Origin of the sequence: Rhizobium sp. ARZ01 (genome assembly GCF_014851675.1) — a bacterium.
GTDB lineage: Bacteria > Pseudomonadota > Alphaproteobacteria > Rhizobiales > Rhizobiaceae > Mycoplana.
Map to the genome: position 1 here is coordinate 2,065,013 of NZ_JACVAE010000001.1, position 23,770 is coordinate 2,088,782.

20 protein-coding genes are annotated in these 23,770 nt (G+C 61.4%); 12 read left to right on the forward strand and 8 right to left on the reverse strand.

Features of this window, described 5'->3' with window-relative positions:
* Positions 1-3: 3 nt before the first annotated feature.
* The 5 genes from IB238_RS09965 (at position 4) to IB238_RS09985 (ending at position 5,516) form a co-directional block, all read left to right on the forward strand.
* Positions 4-825 (forward strand): ABC transporter permease, encoded by an 822-nt coding sequence (locus IB238_RS09965; protein ID WP_192245782.1) that lies wholly within the window; start codon positions 4-6, stop codon positions 823-825.
* Positions 822-1,802, forward strand: a complete 981-nt coding sequence (locus IB238_RS09970) for an ABC transporter ATP-binding protein (RefSeq protein WP_192245784.1) — start codon at positions 822-824, stop codon at positions 1,800-1,802. The genes IB238_RS09965 and IB238_RS09970 overlap by 4 nt, the downstream gene beginning before the upstream one ends.
* Positions 1,795-2,757 (forward strand): oligopeptide/dipeptide ABC transporter ATP-binding protein, encoded by a 963-nt coding sequence (locus IB238_RS09975; RefSeq protein WP_192245786.1) that lies wholly within the window; start codon positions 1,795-1,797, stop codon positions 2,755-2,757. Before IB238_RS09970 ends, IB238_RS09975 begins: the two co-directional genes overlap by 8 nt.
* A gap of 90 nt (positions 2,758-2,847) precedes the next feature.
* Positions 2,848-3,888, forward strand: coding sequence for a C45 family peptidase (locus tag IB238_RS09980; RefSeq protein WP_192245788.1), 1,041 nt, complete (start codon positions 2,848-2,850; stop codon positions 3,886-3,888).
* Between the two features lie 308 nt (positions 3,889-4,196).
* Positions 4,197-5,516: a L,D-transpeptidase gene (locus IB238_RS09985; RefSeq protein ID WP_192245790.1), complete on the forward strand. Its 1,320-nt coding sequence runs from the start codon at positions 4,197-4,199 to the stop codon at positions 5,514-5,516.
* A 140-nt stretch (positions 5,517-5,656) separates the two neighbouring features.
* Here the strand turns inward: IB238_RS09985 and IB238_RS09990 are convergent, their stop codons facing one another.
* The 7 genes from IB238_RS09990 to IB238_RS10020 form a co-directional block, all read right to left on the reverse strand.
* Positions 5,657-7,180 carry a globin-coupled sensor protein gene (locus IB238_RS09990; RefSeq protein WP_192245792.1) on the reverse strand — a complete coding sequence of 508 codons (1,524 nt, stop codon included), beginning with the start codon at positions 7,178-7,180 and terminating at the stop codon, positions 5,657-5,659.
* A gap of 343 nt (positions 7,181-7,523) precedes the next feature.
* Positions 7,524-8,237: a ParA family protein gene (locus IB238_RS09995; protein WP_192245794.1), complete on the reverse strand. Its 714-nt coding sequence runs from the start codon at positions 8,235-8,237 to the stop codon at positions 7,524-7,526.
* A gap of 304 nt (positions 8,238-8,541) precedes the next feature.
* Positions 8,542-9,687 (reverse strand): iron-containing alcohol dehydrogenase, encoded by a 1,146-nt coding sequence (locus tag IB238_RS10000; protein ID WP_192245796.1) that lies wholly within the window; start codon positions 9,685-9,687, stop codon positions 8,542-8,544.
* A complete protein-coding gene (locus IB238_RS10005) occupies positions 9,684-11,069 on the reverse strand; it encodes an aldehyde dehydrogenase family protein (protein WP_192245798.1) in 1,386 nt (461 codons plus the stop codon). Before IB238_RS10005 ends, IB238_RS10000 begins: the two co-directional genes overlap by 4 nt.
* Before the next feature lie 133 nt (positions 11,070-11,202).
* Complete coding sequence (locus IB238_RS10010) at positions 11,203-12,573, reverse strand: glutamine synthetase family protein (protein ID WP_192245800.1); 1,371 nt, start codon at positions 12,571-12,573, stop codon at positions 11,203-11,205.
* 93 nt (positions 12,574-12,666) lie between these two features.
* Complete coding sequence (locus IB238_RS10015) at positions 12,667-14,250, reverse strand: amino acid permease (protein ID WP_192245802.1); 1,584 nt, start codon at positions 14,248-14,250, stop codon at positions 12,667-12,669.
* Positions 14,251-14,365: 115 nt separating this feature from the next.
* On the reverse strand, positions 14,366-15,133 hold the full coding sequence (locus IB238_RS10020; RefSeq protein ID WP_192245804.1) for an N-formylglutamate amidohydrolase: 768 nt from the start codon (positions 15,131-15,133) through the stop codon (positions 14,366-14,368).
* Positions 15,134-15,311: 178 nt separating this feature from the next.
* Between IB238_RS10020 and IB238_RS10025 the strand changes: the two genes are divergently transcribed.
* The 5 genes from IB238_RS10025 (at position 15,312) to IB238_RS10045 (ending at position 20,274) form a co-directional block, all read left to right on the forward strand.
* Positions 15,312-16,184: a MurR/RpiR family transcriptional regulator gene (locus IB238_RS10025; protein ID WP_246723630.1), complete on the forward strand. Its 873-nt coding sequence runs from the start codon at positions 15,312-15,314 to the stop codon at positions 16,182-16,184.
* Positions 16,185-16,310: 126 nt separating this feature from the next.
* Positions 16,311-17,417, forward strand: a complete 1,107-nt coding sequence (locus IB238_RS10030; RefSeq protein WP_192245806.1) for an ABC transporter substrate-binding protein — start codon at positions 16,311-16,313, stop codon at positions 17,415-17,417.
* Between the two features lie 118 nt (positions 17,418-17,535).
* The gene (locus tag IB238_RS10035; protein ID WP_192245808.1) at positions 17,536-18,411 is read left to right on the forward strand and encodes an ABC transporter permease subunit; all 876 of its coding nucleotides are present in this window, start codon (positions 17,536-17,538) and stop codon (positions 18,409-18,411) included.
* Positions 18,408-19,199: an ABC transporter permease gene (locus IB238_RS10040; RefSeq protein ID WP_192245810.1), complete on the forward strand. Its 792-nt coding sequence runs from the start codon at positions 18,408-18,410 to the stop codon at positions 19,197-19,199. Before IB238_RS10035 ends, IB238_RS10040 begins: the two co-directional genes overlap by 4 nt.
* Before the next feature lie 13 nt (positions 19,200-19,212).
* Positions 19,213-20,274: an ABC transporter ATP-binding protein gene (locus IB238_RS10045; RefSeq protein WP_192245812.1), complete on the forward strand. Its 1,062-nt coding sequence runs from the start codon at positions 19,213-19,215 to the stop codon at positions 20,272-20,274.
* Between the two features lie 44 nt (positions 20,275-20,318).
* On the opposite strand, the gene IB238_RS10050 is transcribed toward IB238_RS10045, so the two are convergent.
* Positions 20,319-21,038 (reverse strand): LuxR C-terminal-related transcriptional regulator, encoded by a 720-nt coding sequence (locus IB238_RS10050; protein WP_246723519.1) that lies wholly within the window; start codon positions 21,036-21,038, stop codon positions 20,319-20,321.
* Between the two features lie 274 nt (positions 21,039-21,312).
* On the opposite strand from IB238_RS10050, the gene IB238_RS10055 reads away from it, so the two are divergent.
* Both IB238_RS10055 and IB238_RS10060 read left to right on the forward strand, forming a co-directional pair.
* On the forward strand, positions 21,313-22,401 hold the full coding sequence (locus tag IB238_RS10055; RefSeq protein ID WP_192245816.1) for an ABC transporter ATP-binding protein: 1,089 nt from the start codon (positions 21,313-21,315) through the stop codon (positions 22,399-22,401).
* A 41-nt stretch (positions 22,402-22,442) separates the two neighbouring features.
* Positions 22,443-23,603 (forward strand): spermidine/putrescine ABC transporter substrate-binding protein, encoded by a 1,161-nt coding sequence (locus tag IB238_RS10060; protein WP_192245818.1) that lies wholly within the window; start codon positions 22,443-22,445, stop codon positions 23,601-23,603.
* Positions 23,604-23,770: the final 167 nt, after the last annotated feature.

Here is a 23,770-nt window from a genome sequence, read left to right on the forward strand (position 1 = left end):
GCCATGCGACTGCGTTTCAATCTGACCATCGGCGCCCTGCTCTGCCTTCTCATCATCACGGCTGCATGCTTTGCGCCGTGGCTGGCGCACTACGATCCAATCGGCGACGCCGACCTGATGAACGCCGAGCTTCCGCCGGACGCGCAATTCTGGTTCGGCACGGACGCGCAAGGCCGCGACATCTTCAGCCGCGTCCTTTACGGCGCCCGCATCTCGCTGACCGTCGGCATCGGCTCGCAGCTGATCAACACGACGATCGGTCTCGCGCTCGGTGTCTCCGCCGGCTATTTCGGCGGCTGGTGGGACGACTTTATTACCGGCCTCACCAATCTGATGCTGTCGATCCCCTCGCTGATTTTTGCGCTTGCAGTCATGGCCGTCCTCGGCCCCGGACTTGGCAGCCTCCTGATTGCGCTCGGCCTCACCAACTGGTCCTGGACCTGCCGCATCGCGCGCAGTTCCACGCTTTCCTTGAAGAAGCAGGGCTACGTGCAGGCAGCCAAGACGCTCGGCTACAGCGACGTGCGCATCATGGCGACGCAGATCGTGCCGAACATGATCGGTCCGATCCTGGTCATCGCCACGCTAGGCATGGGAGATGCGATCCTCGCCGAGGCAGCACTCTCCTATCTCGGCCTCGGGATAGTCCCCCCCTTTCCGAGCTGGGGCGGCATGCTGACGGATGCGCGCGGTCTTATTGCTCTCGCGCCCTGGGCCGCCTTCTTCCCCGGCATCGCCATCTTCGCCACTGTCCTCGGCCTCAACCTTCTCGGCGACGGTCTGCGTGACTATCTCGACCCCCATATGAGGACGCGCCGCACATGACCAGCGCCCCGCTCCTTGAGGTCCGTGACCTCAACATCGACATGATGTCCGGCAGACAGCGGCTGAACGTCGTGGAAAACGTCTCCTTTTCGATCGGACGCGGCGAGACCTTCGGGCTGGTCGGCGAAAGCGGCTGTGGCAAGAGCATCACCGCATTGTCGATGATCGGCCTTCTGAAAGCGCCGCTCACCGTTTCCAGCGGCGCGATCCGTTTCGACGGCCAGGACCTGCGCACCCTTCCAAAACGCGCCATGCGCAAGCTGCGCGGGAGCCGCATCGCCATGATCTTTCAGGAGCCGATGACGGCGCTGAACCCGCTTGCCCCGGTTGGCCGGCAGATCGCCGAGATGTTCGTGCTGCATCAGGGGGCGACCTGGGCGGAAGCCGAGAAGAAGGCGATCGCCGCGCTGGCGAGCGTGCATGTGCCGGCGCCGGAGAAGCGCGCCAAAGCCTATCCGCACCAGTTGTCCGGCGGCATGCGGCAGCGCGTGATGATCGCGATCGCGCTCTCCTGCAATCCGGACCTCCTGATCGCTGACGAACCGACCACCGCACTCGACGTGACCGTGCAGGCAGAGATTCTCAAGCTGGTGCAAGAGCTCTGCACCGCAAGAGGGACTGCCGTGCTGATGATCAGCCACGATCTCGGCGTGATCGCGAAGATGTGCCAGCGCGTCGGCATCATGTATGCCGGCAACCTCGTCGAGGAGCGGCCGGTCGCCGACATCTTCCGCCAACCCCGCCACCCCTATACAAAGGGTCTGCTCAACTCCCTCCCCAGGCTCGGCACTCGCGAACTGCATGAGCGCAAGCGCCTGCAGGAGATCGAGGGCGTCGTGCCGCCGATCACCGCTTTCCCGGCCGGGTGCCGCTTCGAGCCGCGCTGCGGCCGGGCGAGCGAAATCTGCGTCGCGCAGCAACCGGGCGAGACGCCTTTGGACCACCACGGCTTTGTCAGGTGCCATCACCATGAATAGTCCCGCCGAACCGCTTCTGCGTATCGAAGATCTCAGCGTCCACTTTCCGACAAGCAACGGGCTTTTCGGCGGCAGGCAGTTGCTGCACGCGGTGAACAACCTCAATCTGACGCTGAACAAGGGCGAGTGCCTGTCGATCGTCGGCGAATCCGGATGCGGGAAATCGACGCTCGCCCTTTCCATCGTCGGCCTGCAAAAGCCGACGACCGGCGCCATCTATTTCGAAGGCAAGGAAATCACCGGTAAGAATCCGCCGTCTCGGCTGGATCGCGCGCGTATGGCGCAGATGGTGTTCCAGGACCCCTATGCCTCGCTTAACCCGCGCCAGACGATCTATACCTCGCTTGCCGCTCCACTGAAGCTGCAAGGGGTGACGAACAGGAGCGAACTTGACGCGCGTATCGAGGAGATCCTGCGCCATGTCGGGCTGAAACCGGAACAGGCGAAGCGCTTCCCGCACGAATTCTCCGGCGGCCAACGCCAGCGCATCGGCATTGCCCGTGCGCTCGTGCTCAATCCGAAGATTATCGTGCTGGACGAACCGGTCTCAGCACTCGACGTCTCCATCCGCGCCCAGATCATCAACCTGCTGTTGGAACTGAAGGAGAAACTTGAGCTCTCCTATATCATGATCAGCCACGACCTCAGCGTGGTGGAGCATATGAGCGATCGCGTCGGCGTGATGTTCTTCGGCCAGATCGTCGAACTCGGATCGTGGGACAAGATCTTTACCAACCCGACGCACCCCTATACGCGCCGGCTTCTCAGCGCCATTCCCGATCCCTTCATGGAGGTGGCCGACGAGGCACCGCTAGAGGGCGTGGCACCTTCGCCTCCCCCCGGCTTCCGGTTCTATCCGGAGACGTTCACCGGCCATGACGTCTATAGCGCCCCCGCGCCATCCGAACTCGTCGAGATCGGTGAGTGGCACAAAGTGCGCCTTGCGATGTCTTGAGCATGATTGCTCGTTACGTGCCGTTGTCTTTGACTTGCACGTGTACGGGTGGCTTTTCCGGCACGCCATAGTCCAAACCTGAGAGTTCCCATGGTGAACACCACCGCTCCACGCCTGCCCATGATCGAGATCGAGGGCACGCCCTACGAGGTCGGTGTGGCCCTTGGCCGCCATGGCCGCGAGACCATCCACGGCTATCTCCTTCGCACCCATGCCTGGGCCAGCGTCCTTGCCTTTCGCGATAGCGCGCGCGTAGCCGCAGCTCGCGCGCTGACCGAGGCGCGCTTCCCCCGCTACTGGCAGGAGCTACACGGTCTGGCCGACGGCCTCGAACTTCCCTTTGATGACGTCTTTACCTGGAACTGCAGGGGCGACGTCCGCGCGATGAGCCCGGACGGTTGCACGACCATTCTTCTGCCCGGCGAGATGCCGACCGTCGCACACAACGAGGATGGCGACCCGGGTCTGCGACCTGGCAGTGCGATCGCCCGCATCAGATCGGAAGGCGGGTGCGGCTTTACCGCCTTTGTCTATCCCGGCTCAATTCCCTGCCACACCTTTGCGCTCAACGATGCTGGCCTGGCTGTCGCCATCAACAACATCCGCTCAAAGGCGTCGGGCGATGGCCTGCCGCGCAACGTCCTCGGCCGAGCCATGCTGGACTGTACAAGCATCGCTGAAGCAACCGAGTTGCTGCGGCAATCTCCGCGCGCGGGCGGTTTCCATTTCTCGCTCCTGCATGCCGGTGACCCGACCGTCACGAGCGTAGAGTTCACGCACGGAAGTTTGTCGGTGAGGCGGATCGATCGGCCCACCGCCCACGCCAACCACCTTATACACGAGGGTATCAGGGACGAGCGTCAGATCATAACGGACTCCTCCCTCGCCCGCCAGGAACGCGCCGACGAACTGCTGGAGATGGCGTCGTCACCGATCGCACCGTTGCCGATCCTCTGGGACCAGGGCCGCCCGGCGCTTCCGATCTATCGCGAGCAGCCGGATGATCCCGACGTCGAGAATACGCTCGCGACTGCCGTCTTCACCGTCGGAGGCGACCGGATCATCTGCAGTATCCACGATCAGGCGAACACACCGCCGCTCTATCGTATCGAGGAGCAACGCGCCATCTGACGTCAGGTTCGCCCAAGGGAACCAGCACACTCGAGGGGACGTTGTGGTGTCGTCAGCCGACCGCTTGCACAAGAACCCGGCGCGTCGCAAAAGCGTGATACGATTGTTAGTAGTCGATTAACCATCGTTTCACCTTTTCCATATTAACGTCGAAATTCGGTGCCACGTCCCGGATACAGCTTTGACGACAGGTAGATTCCGTGAATTCCGTTTTTAAAACAAGCATTTCTCTGATCACTCTAGCGACGCTCCTCGTGGGCGTACCCGCCAGCGCGCAGGACGTGTTCGGCTTGCGTCGAGAGCGTACGATGCTTGTGACACCTGAGGGCGACATTCTGGACTACATCCCTGCCGATGGCAGCGTGCGCGTCGCACGTGATCGCCAGGGTCGGCGGATCTACGTCGATTCGTGGGGCAACATCATCGCCACGGCGATGCCGGCCGACCAGTATTTCTCCCGTTACGGCGCGCGTGACTATCGCCGGGACCGCTATCGGCCGGTGGAAGGCTACCCCGAAACATCACGCGACTATTTCCCACCAGCACCAAGCGAATATGGCGACGATCTGACAACCGGCTCGGTACCGGATTTCCGTGACCGGGAACCCGGTGCGGTCGATCGCTCGGAATTGCCTGAGCCGCTGCCCGGCGACGCCTACTCCGATGGCGAACAGCCGAGAGATGGCTGGGGTACGGAAGACATGGCGTCTCTCCCCGACGGATCGATGGACCCTGAGATGGTGCCGGGCCCCCGGTTCCCGACCGCCACGCCGATCGGCAAGAAGACATCTGCCGAGGTGACCGCCCTTCAGGTCTTCCTTGACCGCGAGGGTTTCTCCCCCGGCGTCATCGACGGCAGGAAAGGCTCGAATGTCACCAAGGCGATCGAAGCCTGGCAGCTTGCGACCGGCGAGACGCTTGATCCGAACGATACCGATTCGATCCTCGAGCGGCTTCACCTGAATGGCGGCATGCCGTTCACCACCTACGAGATCACCCCAGCCGATGCGGCCGGCCCCTATGTCGCGTCGATCCCCGAGGACTACGCCCACAAGGCTGCCCTTCCGGCGCTGTCGTATACGTCCCAGACGGAGATGCTGGCCGAACGCTTCCACATGGACGAGGCTTACCTGAAGGAAATGAATCCCGGCGTCGACTTCACTATTCCCGGCACCATCGTCAAGGTGATAAATGTGGGGCAGCAGAAGAAGGGCAAGGTGGCAAAGATCCTTGCCGACAAGGCGCGCAAGCAGGTGCTTGCCTATGACGAGATGGGCAGCCTGATCGCGGCCTATCCCGCCAGCATCGGTTCGTCCGACACGCCTTCGCCCTCCGGCACGGTGACGGTCGAACGCATCGCCTTCAATCCGAACTACACGTATAATCCGAAGATCAACTTCCAGCAGGGTGCCAACGACAGGGTTCTGACGCTGCAACCCGGTCCAAACGGCCCCGTCGGGACGATCTGGATCGCGCTATCCAAACCGACCTACGGGATCCACGGCACGCCAGAACCTTCGAAGATCGGCAAGACCCAGAGCCACGGTTGCATCCGTCTGACCAACTGGGATGCGGCCGAGCTTGCCAAGATGGCGTCGGCGGGTGTGACGGTCGAATTCGTCGACTGATCGATCGCAGCAAGAAACGAAAACGCCGGCTCCAATTGGGCCGGCGTTTTTCGTCACGCACTGTAATCCTTGGCGGCTTTCACTTTGACGCCGAAGGTCGGTTGACCCGCCCTCCGGCTTCAACATGTCACCGACAGCCATCAAGCAGCTCTGACATACCCCGCAGCCGATGTCGCTACCGCGCGCCCGCTCGTGCGGAACGTGCTGAGCTGTGATGCGATGGATGCCGCCTCCTGTGTCAGCGCCTGGCTTGCCGCATTGGCCTGCTCCACCATTGCGGCATTCTGCTGCGTGATCTGGTCCATGGCGTTGATTGCCTGGTTGACGGCCTGTAGGCCGGTCGCCTGCTCTGCCGTGCTCGCGCGGATCGCGGAGAACACCGAACTGACCTCGACCACCTGTGTGACAATCTGACGGAGCGTCTGGGCAACCTCGTTGACGGAGCGCACACCGTCTTCGACCTGGCCGTGCGACTTGGCAATCAGATCCTGGATGTCTTTCGCCGCATCAGCGCAACGCTGCGCCAGTGCGCGAACTTCGGAGGCTACGACGGCAAATCCGCGGCCCGCCTCACCGGCCCGTGCTGCCTCGATGCCAGCATTCAGCGCCAACAGGTTTGTCTGGAAAGCGATCTCATCGATAACCTCGATGATATTGGCGATGCTCGCTGAGGACTGCTGGATCTCCTGCATGGCGGTGATGGCCTGCTCGACCACCTCGCCGCTGCGCTCGGCATTGCCGCGGGCAGCGGCGACGAGGGCGTTTGCATCATCCGCGCTCTTTGCCGTCTGGCGCACGGTTGTCGTGACTTCCTCGACGGCGGCCGCGGTCTCTTCAAGGTTGGCAGCTTGTCGCTCGGTGCGCTTGGCAAGATCGTCCGATGCAGCGGCGATTTCCTGGACGCTCAAATGGATCGAGCCGGCACCCGCATTGATGCTGCCGATTGCCTGGGAGAGCGCCTCGCCAGCGTGGTTGAAGTCGTCCCTGAGCGTTTCGTAGGCGTCCGGCAGCACACCTTCGATCCTTGCCGTGAGATCCCCCGAGGCAATGCGTTTCAGTGCGGCACCAAAATTGTCGCTAATGATCTTGCGCTCTTCGGCAACGACTTGAGCCTGCACTTCCTTCTGCTTCGTCAGGTCGGATGCATCCATGTAGACGGAGATCGACAGATCCATGTCGAGGAAGACGGCCTTGATCAGGCTCGACAACTTCGCTGCCGCCTCCTCGGCAGAGACCTCCGAACGGGAAAAGAGGCCGGTCTTCGGCCACATCTCTTTCAACGCTGCGCCCAGCAGGTATTCGACGATCAGTGCGTAGCCACCGATGTACCAACGCGGCTCCAGTCCGATACGGGCATGGACTTTGCCGATCGTGAGGACCTTGTTGGCATAGTCCGTGTTGAAATCGCCGTTGGCGATGTTGCCCCAATGACCAAGTTGCGCATTCTTCGCATGTGTCACGCGGCTATCGCTGGTAAAAAGATGGCTGATCTCGGGGCTCTTGCGTACGACATCGTAAAACATGTCGAGTGCCGGTCCCAACTCCCTTTCCAGAAACGGCTTGAGGGTGCGCAGTTCCTTGCGGGCGGTTGCGTCGAGGCCGAGATAGTCCAGACGCCGCTCGAGATCATTGTTGTTGCCGCTAACGGAAGTAACTGCACTCATAGTCTATTTCCATGCCCTTTGGGGTTTCGGGAGGAAGCCTATTTTCGAGAACTGCGTCCCCGCTCTGGCGGGAGCGATGATCGGCGTTTGCGCCGTTCATGGCACAGTGCGAGGGGAGTGTCCTCGCCTTGAAATTGGCTTTCGTCACCACCAGTAGGCCAGCGATGGTAAACGCTTGGTTATGACGCAGATTCAATCTTTTTTTACGGGAAAGCTTATTCAGGCGCCCTAGAATTGCACTTTGTCATTTCTTTGGGCAGACCTACAAAAAGCTCCGCCGGGGCTTACCCCGGCGGAAATCGCAATCTTTGCGAGCAAATTAAACTGAATTGACTTCTGTCAATCAGGCGGCGCGCGCAAGACGCTGGTAAAGAACGCGAGAAGTCGACGTGCGCCGCGCAGGAACGAGACGGAGCACCTCCTCGGCCAGAAGGCGTGCGTTTTCACGCGCCTTGTCGAGGTTTGAGACGCGCAGCGGATCCATAGTCCGCAGAGTGCCGCCACAATCGAAGATGTCGCGGAAGGCGGCGCGTTCGGAGATCGCCGTATCGAGAACGGTCACGCCGCGCTCGGCGAGAAGCTGTTTGATCGCGACCATTGCCCGCGTCGTGACGACCGCGCTCATGCGGGTCAGGACGACAGAATGTTCGATGCGCACGCCGGCTCGCTGGTCGAGCTGCTGCAGCAGCTCGAGGATCTGGGCGCCGCCATGCGCGTCCATTGCACAACCTTGAATTGGGATCATGACATGGTCGGAAAGACCGATCGCGGTCGCGACGAGCGCGTCACGGGCTCCTGCGAGGTCGACGATGAAATAGTCCGTATTGTCGCGGTTCTCGCGGAGATGGGATTGCAAGGACCCCATGGACACTTCGGAAATCACAGAAAGGTTGCGCTGCACGCCCGACAATTCATGCCAGCGGGAAATCCAGCGCTGCGGATCGGCGTCGAGAATGGTGACGCGGTAGCCCTGGGCTGCCAGTTCCGTGGCAAGGATGAGCGCTGCGGTGGTTTTACCCGCTCCACCCTTGGCGTTTGCAAATGTGATTACCGGCATTTCGAATTCCTCATTTCAGCGGCACGAGCCCCTCATCGCTCTTCCACGGACGCGAAGCGGGATGGCGCCCGGTTAACCAAACCTTACAGAAGATGGTTAACGAATTGCAAAGACGCGGCGTCCGGTTCGCCATGCGCGCTTGTGAAACGATGATTTTGGCGTGCCACAATGCCGCCAGTTCGCACCTGTCCGTCGGTCCGACGGCCACTTATGAAGAATTGCAGCTGTCTCGCGAAGTATACTTCGAAACAGAAAGAGCCCGGCACAATGAGCGCCGGGCTCTATGATCAAGGAACGAGGCGGCTCAGATGCACTCTGCAAAGAGCTTTTTGGCAGCCACCAAGGTCAGCTCGACCGGGTTACCACCAGCGGTCGGGTCAACAATTGCCATTTCCGACATCTCATCGATCCGATCCGTGCCTACGCCGAGCGAGGAGAGCTTATCCGGCACGCCGAGCTCGGAGCGCAGGTTGAGCACGTAGTCGTAGAAGCCATTGAACCCGCCGGCAATTCCAAGATAGGCGGCCGCAGCGGCGATCTTGCCCTCGATAGCCGGCCGATTGAAACGCAGCACCGGCGGCATCACCACTGCATTCGTCATGCCGTGGTGGGTGTTGTAGATGGCCCCCACTGGATGCGACAGCGAGTGGATCGCGCCCAGCCCCTTCTGGAAGGCGACAGCGCCCATGGCGGCGGCCGACATCATGTTGGCACGCGCCTCGATATCCGTCCCCTCCTTGTAGGCGCGCGGCAGGAATTCCTTGACGAGGCGCATGCCTTCGAGCGCGATGCCCTGGCTCATCGGATGATAGAACGGCGAGCAATAGGCCTCCAGACAATGGGCGAAAGCGTCCATGCCGGTACCTGAGGTGATGACCTTCGGCATGCCGACCGTCAGTTCCGGGTCGCAGATCGTGACGGAAGGAAGGATCTTCGGGTGGAAAATCACCTTCTTCGTGTGCGTCTCGGAGTTGGTGATGACCGAGGCACGTCCGACTTCCGAGCCGGTGCCGGCTGTCGTCGGCACGGCGACGATCGGCGCGATGCCGGCCGGGTTGGCGCGCGTCCACCAGTCACCGATATCCTCGAAATCCCAGACGGGGCGCGTCTGGCCCGACATGAAGGCGATTGCCTTGCCGAGATCGAGGCCCGAGCCGCCGCCAAAAGCGACGACGCCGTCATGGCCGCCGTCCTTGAAGGCCTTCACGCCGGCTTCGAGGTTCTTGTCGTTCGGGTTCGGATCGACTTCGGCGAAGATCGCCCGTCCGAGCCCAGCGGCGTCCAGAATGTCGAGCGCGTTCTGGGTGATCGCCATCGGCGCAAGGCCACGGTCGGTGACGAGCAATGGCTTCTTCATGCCGACCGCCTTGCAGTGGTCGGCCAGTTCCTTGATGCGCCCTGCCCCGAACTTGATGGCGGTGGGGTAGCTCCAGTTGGCGGTGATGGTCATGCGAGCGCTTTCCTGAGGTGGTAGGATTTCGGGCGGGTGAGATTGTGGAAGCCGATGACGGAGAGCGAACCGCCGCGGCCGGTTTCCTTCACGCCGGTCCAGCAGAGTGCCGGATCGAGATAGTCGGCGCGGTTCATGAAGACGGTCCCGGTTTCTAGGTCACGTCCGAGGCGGGCTGCGCGCTCCGCATCCTTGGTCCAGAGCGAAACGGTTAGGCCGTACTGGCAATCGTTCATCAGTTCGAGCGCTTCGGCGTCGTTCTTGACCTTCATAATGCCAACAGCCGGACCGAAGGTCTCTTCCTTCATGAACGGCATGGAATGGTCGACGTTCACCAGTACCTGCGGGGCAAGGTAGGCGCCGCCGTCGTCCTGCGGGAACAGTTTTGGATCGACCAGCGCCTTGGCACCGCGAGCTACTGCATCGGCCACTTGCTCGCGCACGACCGCGGCAAAGCGCTTGTTTGCCATCGGGCCGAGTGTCGTTTCCTGATCGAGCGGATTGCCGAGCTTGTAGTTCGATACCCAGGCGACCGACTTCTCCACGAACGCGTCATAGAGAGACTCGTGCACATAGATGCGTTCGATGCCGCAGCAGCACTGGCCCGAGTTGTAGGTGGCGCCGTCCATCAGGGTGTCGACCGCAGCGTCGAGATCGGCGTCCTCCATCACATAGCCGGGATCCTTGCCGCCCAGCTCGAGACCGAGCGGGGTGAAGGTGCCGGCGGCGGCATGCTCGATCGCGCGCCCGCCCTGGACCGACCCGGTGAAGTTGACGAAGTCGAAGCTCTTGGCCGCGATCAACGCCGATGTCGTGTCGTGGTCAAGGAAGACGTTCTGGAACACGTCATCCGGTACGCCCGCTTCGACGAAGGCGCGCACCATGCGCTCGCCGACGAGCAGGGTCTGGGCAGCATGCTTGATGATGACCGTGTTGCCGGCCATCAGCGCCGGGGCAATCGTGTTGATCGCGGTCATATAGGGATAGTTCCACGGCGCGATGACGAAGACGACGCCATGCGGCTCGCGCTCGATGCGGCGCTCGAAGCGCGCGCTCTCCTCGATCACGATCGGTGCGAGCGAGGATCCTGCAATCTCGGCGACATAGTTGGAGCGCTCATTGAACCCCTTGAATTCGCCGCCGTAGCGCACCGGGCGCCCCATCTGCCAGGCAAGCTCCGGCACGACATCGCCGGCCATCTCGTTCAGCCGGGCGACGCCTTTCAGCACGAGTTGGATCCGGTCTTCCAGCGGTCGCCTGGCCCAGGCCTTCTGCGCCTTGCGCGCCCGCGCGACAACATCCTTCGCCGCCTCGAGCGGCATCGCCTCGCGCTCGGCATAGACCGAGCCATCGACGGGTGAAATGCATTTGATCATGGTCATGATCGTCTTCCTGTCAGTTGCATCAAATTTTCACTCTCGGCATCCTGCGACACCGTCGTCCACGCCGCCACAGTCAAATGCCCTCTCTCCGCCTGCGGAGAAAGGGCAAATGCGGACGGCAATTGCAAAATGCCTAAGCCCTTTCGAAACCCCGCGCCACCTCCCAGTCGGTTACGCGGCGGTCGTATTCTTCCTGCTCCCACTCGGCGGCACGGGTGTAGTGGTCAATCACGTCCTCGCCGAAGGCCTCGCGCAGCATCTTCGATTTTGTCATGTAGTCCGTGGCGTCGCGCAGCGTCTTCGGTATCTCGCGAATGCCCTTGCCACCGTATGCATCGCCGACGAATGGAGCCTCAAGCTCCAGCTTGCCCTCGATCCCGGCAATCCCGGCCGCAATCAGCGCCGCCATGGCCAGATAGGGGTTGAGGTCGGAACCGCCGACCCGGCATTCGATGCGGATCCCTTTGCTCCCCTCGCCGCAAAGCCGGTAGCCGGCGGTGCGGTTGTCCTTGCTCCAAACAGCCTTGGTCGGCGCGAAGGTGCCGGCCATGAAGCGCTTGTAGGAGTTGATGTAGGGCGCAAGGAAGTAGGTGATCTCGCTGGCATGGTTCAGCAGACCGGCCACGTAGCAGCGCATCATCTCGGACATGCCGTACTTGGCTTCGGAGTCGTAGAACTTCGGCGTCTTGCCGTCGAGGCTCCAGAGCGACTGGTGCACGTGCGACGAGGATCCGGCTGCGCCGTAGTTATACTTGGCAAGGAAGGTGATGGCCTTGCCGCGCTGCCAGGCGATCTCCTTGCAGGCGTTCTTGATGATTGCGTGCCGGTCGGCCATCGCCAGCGCGTCGGCGTAGCGCACGTTGATCTCCTCCTGGCCGGCGGAAGCCTCGCCCTTGGAGTTTTCGACCGGAATGCCGGCACCCTGCAGACCGTTGCGGATTGCCCGCATCACGTCTTCTTCCTTGGTGGTCTGGAAGATGTGGTAGTCCTCGTTGTAACCGCTGACGGGCCGCAGGTCGCGATAACCGCTCTCGCGCGCATCGTCATAGGTTTGGTCGAACAGGAAGAACTCCAGTTCCGTTGCCATGAAGGCCTTGAGCCCCATCGCCTCGAGCCGCTTGACCTGCCGCTTCAGGATGGCGCGCGGCGAATGCGGCACTTCCTTGTGGGTATGGTGGTCCAGCACGTCGCACAGTACGAGGGCAGTGCCTTCCAGCCAGGGTGTACGCCGCAGCGTCGACAGGTCCGGCTTCATCGTGTAGTCGCCGTATCCCGCCTCCCAGCTCGTCGAGCGATAGCCGGAGACAGTCTCCATCTCCATGTCGGTTGCCAGCAGATAGTTGCAGCTGTGCGTTTCCTCGTACGCGCCGTCAACGAAGTACTGGGCATGGAACCGCTTGCCCATCAGGCGGCCCTGCATGTCGACCTGGCAGGCCAGCACTGTATCGATGCGGCCCTCGGCAACATCCTTCTTCAGCTCTTCGAACGTATAACTTGCGCTCATGATTTCGGTCCCGTGAATGAAAATTGGCCGCCGCCCGGGGCGGCCGGAAAGGAAAGGCGAAGGCCACGCGGGCGGCCTTCGCGGAATGCACGATCAGACTTCGCCCACTGCCTTTTCGGCTGCGGCAATCTCGGCCTGGCGGCGAGCAACCTCGTCGCCGATCGGCGGGCCTTTGAACCGGCGGTTTTCGAGGCCGAACCAGATGATCGCCGTCAGAACCAGGAAGCCCACGGTGATGTAGAGCGCCCAGTCATTCGGCGGCTGGATGCCGATGACGAAAATCAGCACCATCGCGATGATCGACAGGATCGCGAACAGCTTGAACATGCCCTCGCCGAGATTCCATGGCCCCATGTTGTCCCACTTCGATGTACCCCAGGCAAACAGGCCGAGCGTGATCGGAATCACGAAGGAGAAGAAGAGGAAGATGACGGTGCACGACACCACGATTGTATAGACCGGCGTCTCGCCGATCGAGACAAGCGAAGAGCCCCAGACGAACAGGACAGCCAGGATTGAGCCGGTCCAGATCGCAGCAACCGGTGTGCGATAGGCCGGACTGACCTTCGAAAGGCCACGCGAGAACGGCAGGCCGCCGTCACGCGAGAACGCGAAGATCATGCGCGACACCGAGGTTACGGTCGCAAGACCGCAGAGCCACTGGGCGACCAGGATGGCGAGGTAAAGAACGTCCTTGATCACCGGATGGATCTGCGTGTCCATGGCCCAGAAGAACACGTTCCAGCCCTGCGCGGCGGCGGCGGTCATGCCGTCGGTGGTCGTGCCGTCGGCGTTTGCGACCGACGTCGGGATCATCAGTACGAAGGAGCACAGCATGATGTAGCCGAACAGAGCCGACCAGAGCACGGAAGAGACCATGCCGCGCGGAACCGAGTGGGCTGCCTTGACGGTTTCTTCCGAGGTGTGCGCCGACGCGTCGTAGCCGGTGATCGTGTAGATCGGCAGCAGAAGGCCGAGCAGGAAAACCCAGGTGCCGGACGTTTCAGGCCAGACATTTCCGCCCGCTTCGCCCGAGTAGTTCGTGAAGGTGAACAGGCGGCCGATCTCGTAGCTGTCAGCAGCAATGAGGCACGCGAGCGCAAGCGCGATCGCGGTGGCGAAGATAAGATATCCGGAGAAGTCGGTCAGTTTTGCCGTCAGCCCGATACCCATGTGGTTCACGAGCGCCTGCGCGCCGGTGATGATCGCCAGGAACACGATACGGGTGGTGGTTGTGTCCTCGAGCCCGAAATAGGGCGTTCCAAACGACCCCATGAAGAAGTAGTAGGTGCCAACGTTGATGGCGCCTAGAACGGTAACAAGGCCGAGCAGGTTGAACCATGCCGTAACCCAGCCGGTGAAGCGGTTGCCGAGGATCGAGCCCCAGTGATAGAGGCCGCCCGCAGTCGGATAGGCCGAACTGATCTGTGCCATCGCGACGGCGAAGACCAATGAGACGAAGCAGCCGAGCGGCCACCCGATGCCGATCGCAGCGCCCCCCGCGCCCGACGTTGCCTGCGCCAGCGAGTTGATCCCGCCCGAAAGGATGCAAATGATCGAGAAGGATACGGCGAAGTTCGAGAACTGGCTCATCCGCCGCTCGAGCTCCTGTGCGTATCCCATTGAATGCAGGACATGCATGTCCGCTTTCTTGTCTAAATCTGAATAGTCTGACATGTTTTTCCCCTGTAATGCCCGACCCTCGGCGGAATTGCCGAATGGCCGCCCGTACCTCAAGCCCATGATCTCCATGGGGCATTCTCCGCGGTCATGCCGCTCCCCGGGTCTGTTCTTATGGTTTTGACGTGAGCGGCACGCTTTCCAGCAGCAGCCCCGTCAGATAATCAGCCATGACCCCTTGGCTGTTTTCATCCTTGATGAGGTCGTTGCGGACCTCGATCATTACGTTCAACAAGCCGTTTTCCAGCCCGTGCATTTTCAACGTATGCGTGACTCCGTCTTCCGGTCCATAAGGCTCGTTGCGACGGGCGTCGTAGAGACTAGTGCGCTCAGCGGCCGACAGCATGAGATCGGCCAGTCGGCTATCCGTATCGTGCAGGATACCGACCTCCACGGGCCGCGGCTCGCCGAAGTAGATCGGCGTAAAGCTGTGAATCGTGACGAGGATCGGCGCCCGTCCCTCGACGATTCGTTGGCGCAACAGGGCCGCAATTCGATCGCGAAAGGGAAAGTATAGCGCCTCCGCGCGCTCCATTCGAGCGGCATCGGTAAGCGCGGCATTGCCCGGCACTGGGTAGATCTCGCTCGTCGCCGGCATGGCACTCGGCGACTCAGGCGGTCGGTTACAGTCATAGGCAAGACGGGAGAAACGCTGATGAATCAGCGTGGCATCGAGGCTCTTTGCCATGACGCGCGCCACGGCCAGCGCACCTGGATCCCAGGCAATGTGACTTTCAAGCGCATCCTGCGAAAGCCCAAGCGTACCGAGCCGTTCCGGCATGAGCCGCGAGGCGTGCTCGCACACCAGTATAAACCGGCTGCGGCCATCGGCATTCTCGACGGCGACAGGATCGCCTTCCCGTTCGGTCAGTATTCCCATGCAGCCGGTCCCCTCGATCGGCTAATTTTTCTTTAATGAAGAGAATTCTTCACCTCCTGCGATCTGTCAACAGGTTGTGAAACATTCTCTTCAAAAAATCATTTGACTCGAAATGTGACAGCGATGTTTAATTTCATCAAAGCCGACAGAGAGCGGCAGCAAGGGGAATGAATTGACGTTGAATCAGGCATCCATGACGGTGTCGGACGTGATCAACGCCCATTTCGACGCGCTTACGCGCGCCGAAAAGCAATTGGCGGCATCGCTTCTCGACAACTATCCCGTCTCCGGCCTCGGCAGCATTACGACTGTCGCGGAGAATGCCGGCGTTTCAACGCCCACCGTCGCCCGCATGGTTCAGAAGCTCGGCTATCGTGGCTTCCCCGACTTCCAGGCGCACCTGCATCACGAACTTGAGGCGACGCTCTCGAGCCCAATCGCCAAGCACGACCGGTGGGCTGCCAATGCCCCGGGAACGCATATCCTCAACCGCTTCGCCGACGCGATCATGAACAACCTGCGCCAGACGTTGTCGCAGGTCGAGATCGAGGAGTTCGATGGCGCAGCTGCGCTGATCGCCGATCGAAAGCGTAAAGTGTATGTCGTGGGGGGGCGCATCACCAAGGCGCTCGCCGACTATCTTTTTACGCACCTGCAGGTGATCCGGCCGAACGTCACCCAGTTGGCCAACAATCCGAGTTCCTGGCCACACTATGTTCTGAACATGAAGGCCGGCGACGTCATCGTCATCTTCGACATCCGGCGCTACGAGCAGGAGATGGAGACCTTCGCCCGCATCGCCCGCCAGCGGGGCGTCGAGATCGTCCTGTTCACCGACCAATGGGCGTCCCCCATCGCCAAGTTGGCAGCGCGTGTTTTTCGCATCCATATTGAGGCGCCGTCCGCGTGGGACTCGTCCGTGGTGACGCTATTCGTGGTCGAGGCACTGATCGAGGCGACGCAGAGCGCAAACTGGGGAGAAACACGCGAACGAATAAAATCGTTGGAGGAACTGTTCGAGGCGAGCCGATTGTTCCGCAAGCCGAGATGAAACTACCGTAAAGTCAATGAATAACCGGGAAGCCCGGAAAAGCATTTAAAATCTGTCACATATACTTCATGCCGCACCAGTATCAGCTTCGCCGAAGCTGACTGACACACAAAAAGGAGAACACCCGTGATGTCACGTACCCGCCGACTGCTCTCGCTCTCCACTGCCATACTGGTGGCCTCCACGGCCATTGCCGCTGCCGAGCCGAGCGCCGAACTGATCGAAGCCGCGAAGAAGGAAGGCATGCTGACCACCATCGCCCTGCCCGCCAGCTGGTGCAACTACGGCGAAGTGATCTCCAGCTTCAAGGCCAAGTATCCGGAAATCCAGGTCAACGAACTGAACCCGGATGCCGGCTCGGCCGACGAAGTCGAAGCGATCAAGGCCAACAAGGACAACAAGGGTCCGCAGGCCCCTGACGTCATCGACGTCGGTCTCTCCTTCGGCCCGCAGACGAAGGCCGAAGGCCTGCTGCAGCCCTATAAGGTTTCCACCTGGGATGAAATTCCTGATAGCATCAAGGACCCCGAGGGCTACTGGTACGGCGACTACTACGGCGTTCTGTCGTTCATCGTGAACAAGGACCTCGTCCCGAACAACCCGGCTGATTGGGCAGACCTCCTCAAGCCGGAATATGCGGGCCAGGTCGCCCTTGCCGGCGACCCGCGCGCCTCGAACCAGGCCATCCTCGGCGTGCTCGCCGCCGGCCTGTCGAAGGGCGCCAAGCCCGGCGAGGAGGCCGGCAAGGCTGGCCTGGAATACTTCGCCGAGCTCAACAAAGCCGGCAACTTCGTTCCGGTCATCGCCAAGGCCGGCACGATTGCCCAGGGCGCGACGCCGATCGCCGTCGCCTGGGACTACAACGCGCTGGCCTGGCGCGACGAACTGAAGGGCAACCCGCCGGTTGAAGTCGTCGTTCCGAAGACCGGCGTGTTGGCTGGCGTCTACGTCCAGGGCATCTCCGCTTACGCGCCGCATCCGAACGCTGCCAAGCTTTGGATGGAGCACCTTTATTCGGACGAAGGCCAGAATCTGTGGCTGAAGGGCTACTGCCACCCGGCTCGCTTCAACGCCATGGCCAAGGCCGGCAAGATCCCGCAGGCGCTGCTCGATGCCCTGCCGCCGGCAGCAAGCTATGAGGCGGCCGTCTTCCCGACCGTGGAAGAGCAGAACGCCAACAAGGCTGCCGTCACTGGCAGCTGGGACGGCGTCGTCGGCGCAAACGTTCAGTAAGGTGAGGCTGTAATGCGAGGCCCCGGCCCGATCTCCCGGGCCGGGGCTTGCCATTCGCCAAACCGCTGCCTTACTTTGGTCCAAATTGAAATCAGCGCTTCGCTAACGATCCAGGACGATGACCCGAGCCCTCAACACGCTACGCCAGCGATTTCCGCTTACATGGTTGGGCCTGATGCCCTTCGTGATCTTCGTCATGATGTTCCTTGTGCTGCCGACGATGCATATCGTCATCGGCGCCTTCCAGACGCGTGACGGCTCCTTCACGCTGCAGAACATCATTGACCTGAACACCGGGACCATCCCTTCGAGCTACTGGATCTCCATCAAGATTTCCGTGGCCTCGGCCGCGCTCGGAAGCCTGATCGGTTTTGCAATGGCGGCCGCGGTCGTGTTCGGTGCGGTCCCCCGCTGGATCAAATCCCCGCTCCTGACATTTTCCGGGGTCGCGTCCAATTTCGCCGGCGTCCCTCTGGCCTTCGCGTTTCTTGCGACCTTCGGGCCCGTCGGGCTTGTCACCGTCCTGCTGCGCCAGAACTTCGGCATCGTGCTGCAGCGTGACCTCGGCTTCAACATTCTGAGCTTCTGGGGCCTTACGGTCACCTACCTCTTCTTCCAGATCCCGCTGATGATCCTGATCATCGCGCCAGCGCTTGAAGGCCTTCGCCGCGAATGGCGCGAAGCTGCCGAAATCCTTGGCGCAAGCGCCTTGCAGTTCTGGCGCATGGTGGCGCTACCGATCCTCTTCCCCTCGCTGCTCGGCACCTTCGCGCTCTTGTTTGCCAACGCCTTCGGCGCCGTCGCAACCGCCATCGCGCTCACGGGCTCGAGCCTCAACATCGTACCGATCCAGCTTTTTGCCCAGATTCGCGGCGACGTGCTCGGCAACCCGAATCTCGGCTATGCGATGGCCTTCGGCATGATCGTCATCACGGCGATCGCCAATGTTCTCTACATCTGGCTGCGCGTGCGCGCCGAAAGGTGGCTTAAATGAGTGTATGGGCACGCATTGCCGGCTGGGCAGCCCTGATCTTCGGCCTGCTCTATTTCTTCGTGCCGCTCGGCGGCCTGTTCGAGTTCTCGCTGCGGGCGCGGCGCGGGGTCTACAGCTTCGACGCCTATGCCCGCGTGCTAGCCGATCCGCAGTTCCAGGCGACGTTTAGCTATTCCGTCGTCATGGCGCTGGTGACGATCGTCATCGGCATATTGATCGTCGTGCCGACCGCATTCTGGGTGCGGCTGAAGATGCCGTGGGCAAGGCCTTACGTCGAGTTCCTCACCCTGATGCCGCTGGTCATCCCGGCAATCGTTATCGTCTTTGGCTACATCCGCCTCTACAACACGTCGAGCTGGTTGCCGCTCACCGGTTCAGTGTTCGGCACCAATATTCTGCTCGCCTTCGGCTATACCATTCTCGCCCTGCCCTACATGTATCGCGCTGTCGACACGGGCTTGCGCACGATCGACGTCGCCACCCTGACCGAAGCGGCACAGAGCCTCGGCGCGGGCTGGGTGAGAATCCTCGGCCGCATCATCCTGCCGAACGTCATCCCGGCCGTTCTGTCCGGCGCCTTCCTGACCTTCGCCATCGTCATCGGCGAGTTCACCTTGGCCGCCCTACTCGACCGGCCAGCGTTCGGACCGTATCTGCAGCGCATTGGCGCCAACAAGCCCTACGAGCCCTTTGCCCTCTCGGTCATTGCGTTCGCCATTACCTGGGGCTGCCTGTCACTGATCCAGCTTGTCACCCGTTTCCAGAAATCCGCGCCTGCGAAGGCTTGAGGGCTTACACCATATGACGTTTCTTTCTCTCAGCCATATCCAGAAGTCCTTCGGGCAGGTGCAGGTCGTCAGCGATTTCAACATGGAGATCGAAAAGGGCGAGTTCGTTTCCTTCCTCGGCCCGTCGGGCTGCGGCAAGACGACCGTCCTGCGCATGATCGCGGGCTTCGAGACACCGAGCGGCGGAACCATCACGGTCGCCGGCAAGAACCAGGCCGGGCTGAAGCCAAACCAGCGCAACATCGGCATGGTGTTCCAGGCCTATGCGCTGTTTCCCAACATGAACGTGTTCGACAACGTCGCCTTTGGTCTGAAGGTCGCCGGCCGGCCGAAGGACGAGATCAACGCGCGCGTGAAGGAGATGCTTGGCCTGATCAAGCTGGAACACCTTGCCGACCGCTTCCCCTACCAGCTTTCCGGCGGTCAGCAGCAGCGCGTGGCGCTCGCCCGCGCGCTCGCGCCCAAGCCGCAGGTGCTGCTTCTCGATGAGCCGCTCTCCGCACTCGACGCGAAGATCCGCGTGTCGCTGCGCGAGGAAATCCGCATGATCCAGCAGCAACTCGGGATCACGACGGTCTTCGTCACCCACGACCAGGAAGAGGCGCTGTCGATCTCCGACCGCATCGTCGTGATGAACGCCGGCTGCGCCGACCAGATCGGCACGCCCTCGGAAATCTACAATCGCCCCACCACGCGCTTCGTCGCCTCCTTCGTCGGTACCTTGAACCTGATTGAGGCAAAGGTTATCGATCCCGCCACCAACCGTATCTCGATCGGCGACCAGAGTGTGACGCTGCGCGAACCGCTCGGTCCCGTGAAAGCCGGTGATACCATCTCACTGGCACTGCGCCCGGAAGCCGGCTCGATTGCCGAGGGCGCCAAGGGGGACACGGCCCTGACCGGGGAAGTCGTCAGCAGCAATTTCCTCGGCTCGGTCGTGCGCACCCGCATGCGCGTCGGCAACAGCGTAATTTCCTTCGACATGTTCAATAGTCCGGGCCTCGTTCCACCGACGGTCGGCGAAACGGTGACCCTTCGGTTCACCGCCACCGATCTGCTGGTTATCAGGGACTGATCCAGGTTCAGGCGGCAGGTTTGGAGCGTTCCGCTCTCCTGCCGCTACTGCTCGAGACCCTTCAGATAAACGGACATCAGTTGCATCTGCGACGAGATGCCAAGCTTGCGATAGACGTTGCGCCGGTGGACTTTCACCGTCCCCGTCGAGATTGCCAGTGTCAGCCCGATCGATTCCGACGAATAGCCCTGCAGGACCAATTCAACGATGGCCGCCTCGCGGTCTGTCAGATTGAGCTTGCGCCACACCTTGTCGACGCCATTGGCTTCCTCCGAGTGCGCCCCCTTGCTCCCACGCGCGAGCGCATCGAAGCGGCGCGGGAGATCCTTCCATGCCTGCGCCACGTAGGCCGCCACGAAAGGCGCCGCGTCGGCAAGCACCGCAAATTCGGCAGCAGAGAAATACCCGCTGGACTCGCGGCGCATGAGGGACACGACGACCGTGACGTCGTTTTCGCCCGGAACGAAGAAGCCCACCTCCTCCGCAAGCTTGGTCTGGACGTAATAGGTCCTATAGTACTCGCTGGAGAAGAAGCGGTCCGGTGCGAGTTCCCGCATCCGGTAGACGCCAGACTTACCGGCGCGCGCCGCATGATAGAACGGATCGAGGAGGTAGGGCCCGGCCTGGTAGAGGCTGACAAAGATCTCGTGGTCTTCGGGATTGAAGGTGCTGAAAAGGTCTATCGGCCGATCCTTGGCGCGATAGGCGAAGATGACCACGTCATCGACATGCACAAGCGACCGCATCAGCTTGAGGAAGAGCATACCCCCTTCAGATTCGGCTATGCTATTAGGCGAAAGACATGCCGCAAGTGACTGGAAAAATGATGCAAAATCGACCCGCATGACGCTTTCGGGTTCCCCCTGTGTCAAGCGCAAAAGACTGCTGCGCTTACGAGGTATACTCCTTTCACGGCGGCAAAACGGAAAAAATACCCCTCTCGGGGTATATACCTCGTCAACACTTCCTGACTAGCATTCCACCTATAGTGAAAAGGCGGCAAAGACCGCCTGCACAACCAAAAGACTGGGAACAGACGTGACATCGGCTGATACGAACGACATCGAGTTCCGTTCGGTGACCAAGCGCTATGGCGCAGTGACCGCCGTATCGGACATCAACCTCTCCGTCCCGAAGGGAGCGTTTGTCGCGCTTCTGGGACCATCCGGTTGTGGCAAGACCACGTGCCTGCGCATGATCGGCGGCTTCGAGCAGCCGACCGAGGGCAGCGTGCTCATCGGCGGCGCCTCCATGAACGGCGTTCCCGCCTATCGCCGGCCCGTGAACATGGTGTTCCAGCAATACGCCCTTTTCCCGCACTTCGATGTGGAAGCCAACGTCGCCTATGGCCTGAAGCAATTGCGCCCGAGGCTGGCGGCATCCGAGATTTCCCGCCGTGTCGGCGAGGCTCTGGAAATGGTCCGGCTCGGCGGCTTCGCCAAACGCCGAATCCACGAGATGTCCGGCGGCCAGCAGCAGCGCGTCGCGCTTGCCCGTGCGTTGGTCAACAAGCCATCCGTTCTGCTTCTCGACGAACCACTGGCGGCTCTCGACAAGAAGCTCCGTACTGCCATGCAGATCGAATTGCAGACCCTGCAGCGCGATCTCGGGATTACCTTCGTACTCGTGACGCATGACCAGGAAGAGGCGCTATCGATGAGCGATGTCGTCTGCGTGATGAACGCCGGTCGGATCCGTCAGCTCGCCTCGCCGAAGGAGATCTACGACAACCCGACCGACCTGTTCGTCGCTGATTTCGTCGGCAAGACGAACCGGCTGTCCGCGACGGTCGACCCGGCAGACGGAAGCGTTACCCTCGCGAACGGCAAGCGGCTCGAAACCGCAAAGGCGCGCACCCTCAAGGCCGGCGAGGCAACTGTGGCCCTGCGGCCGGAAGCCATCCGCCTCACGCGCCCGTCGGACAAAAATGGCGCGCAGCTGGAGGGCACCGTCACCCACCGCATTTTCCTTGGCTCCGCAGCGGAATATTCGATCTCCGTTCCGGGACTGGGCGATCTTCTCGTCACCGCCGAGCGGCGTGGAACAAGCGACAGCGACCTCGTCGAGCCGGGCGAAACGGTCGCGATGAATTTCAATCCCGGCGAAGCGCATATCTTTCCGGCCTGAGGGGAAACAGGCCCATCACGATAAACGAAGGGAACCGTGTGATGACGAAATGGTATAGAGAGAATGCTCCGATCAGTGCCAAGGATTTCATGGACGAGCTGATGCGCCTCAAGCGCGGCTCGGTCAGCCGGCGCCATTTTCTTGGCGTCACCGGTCTCGGTCTTGCCACCGCCGTCATGGCTCGCCAGCCGGGTGTATTCAACTCCGTGGCCCACGCCGAAGATCTCGGCTCGACCATGTCGATCGCCACCTGGCCGAACTACCACGACCCCGCAACATTTGAGAACTTCACAGCCAAGACCGGGGTTGCTGTAGAGGTCAACGTCTTCGGCTCGAACGAGGAAATGCTGGCAAAACTCCAGGCCGGCGGCACCGGATGGGACCTGTTCGTTCCGACCAACTACACGATCTCCACCTACTCGAAGCTTGGTCTGATCGACCCGCTCGATCTTTCCAAGGTCCCGAATTTCGATCCCAAGACCCAGAATACCCGCTTCACGGCCGAGGGCACGGTGGATGGCACAGTCTACGCCGTTCCGAAAAACTGGGGCACGACGGGCATTGCCTTCAACTCCAGCAAGATGAAGTCGAAGGTGACGAGCTGGAAAGAGTTCTTCGAGCTCGCTGCGACCGAGGCGGACGGCCGCGCCATGGTGCACGACTATCAGTTGACCACGATCGGCAACGCACTGGTCTCCCTTGGCTATTCCTTCAATTCGATCAAGCCGGACGAGCTCGCGAAGGCCGAGGAAGTGCTGATCAAGGTCAAGCCGCATCTCTACGCCATCAACAGCGACTACCAGCCATCGATGCGCGCGACGGATGCCTGGATGACCATGTGCTGGACCAATGACGGCGCGCAGCTGAACCGCGACATGCCGGAGATCCAGTTCTTGCTCGGCGCCGATGGCGGCGAGATCTGGTCGGATTTCTATGCAATCCCGAAGAGTGCGGCCAACAAGGCGGCCGGCTATGCGCTGCTGAACTTCCTCATGGATCCGGCGAACGCGGTGAAGGAGCACATTGCGAACGGCGCGCCGACAACCGATAGCCGCGTCATGGCGCTGCTGCCGGCCGAAATCACCGGCAACAAGATCGTCTATCCCGACGAGGCTTCGCTGACCCCGCTCGAGTTCGGCGCCGCGGTAACGCTCACCGATCCGTCCCGTGCGGAACTGATGGCCCGCTTCAAATCGGCCTAGGACTTTCGTCGCCGAGAGGCGCGAGTGCCATAGCTGGATGACGGAACAGATACGAGGCTGTCCCGCTCATCCGGCAATCGGCCCTCCGGTGGCGATGGTTGGCAGATCCATGACGACTTCACCATCGGAGGCGCTGTACCAGCAGGGCTCCAAAGACCGGCGTCATC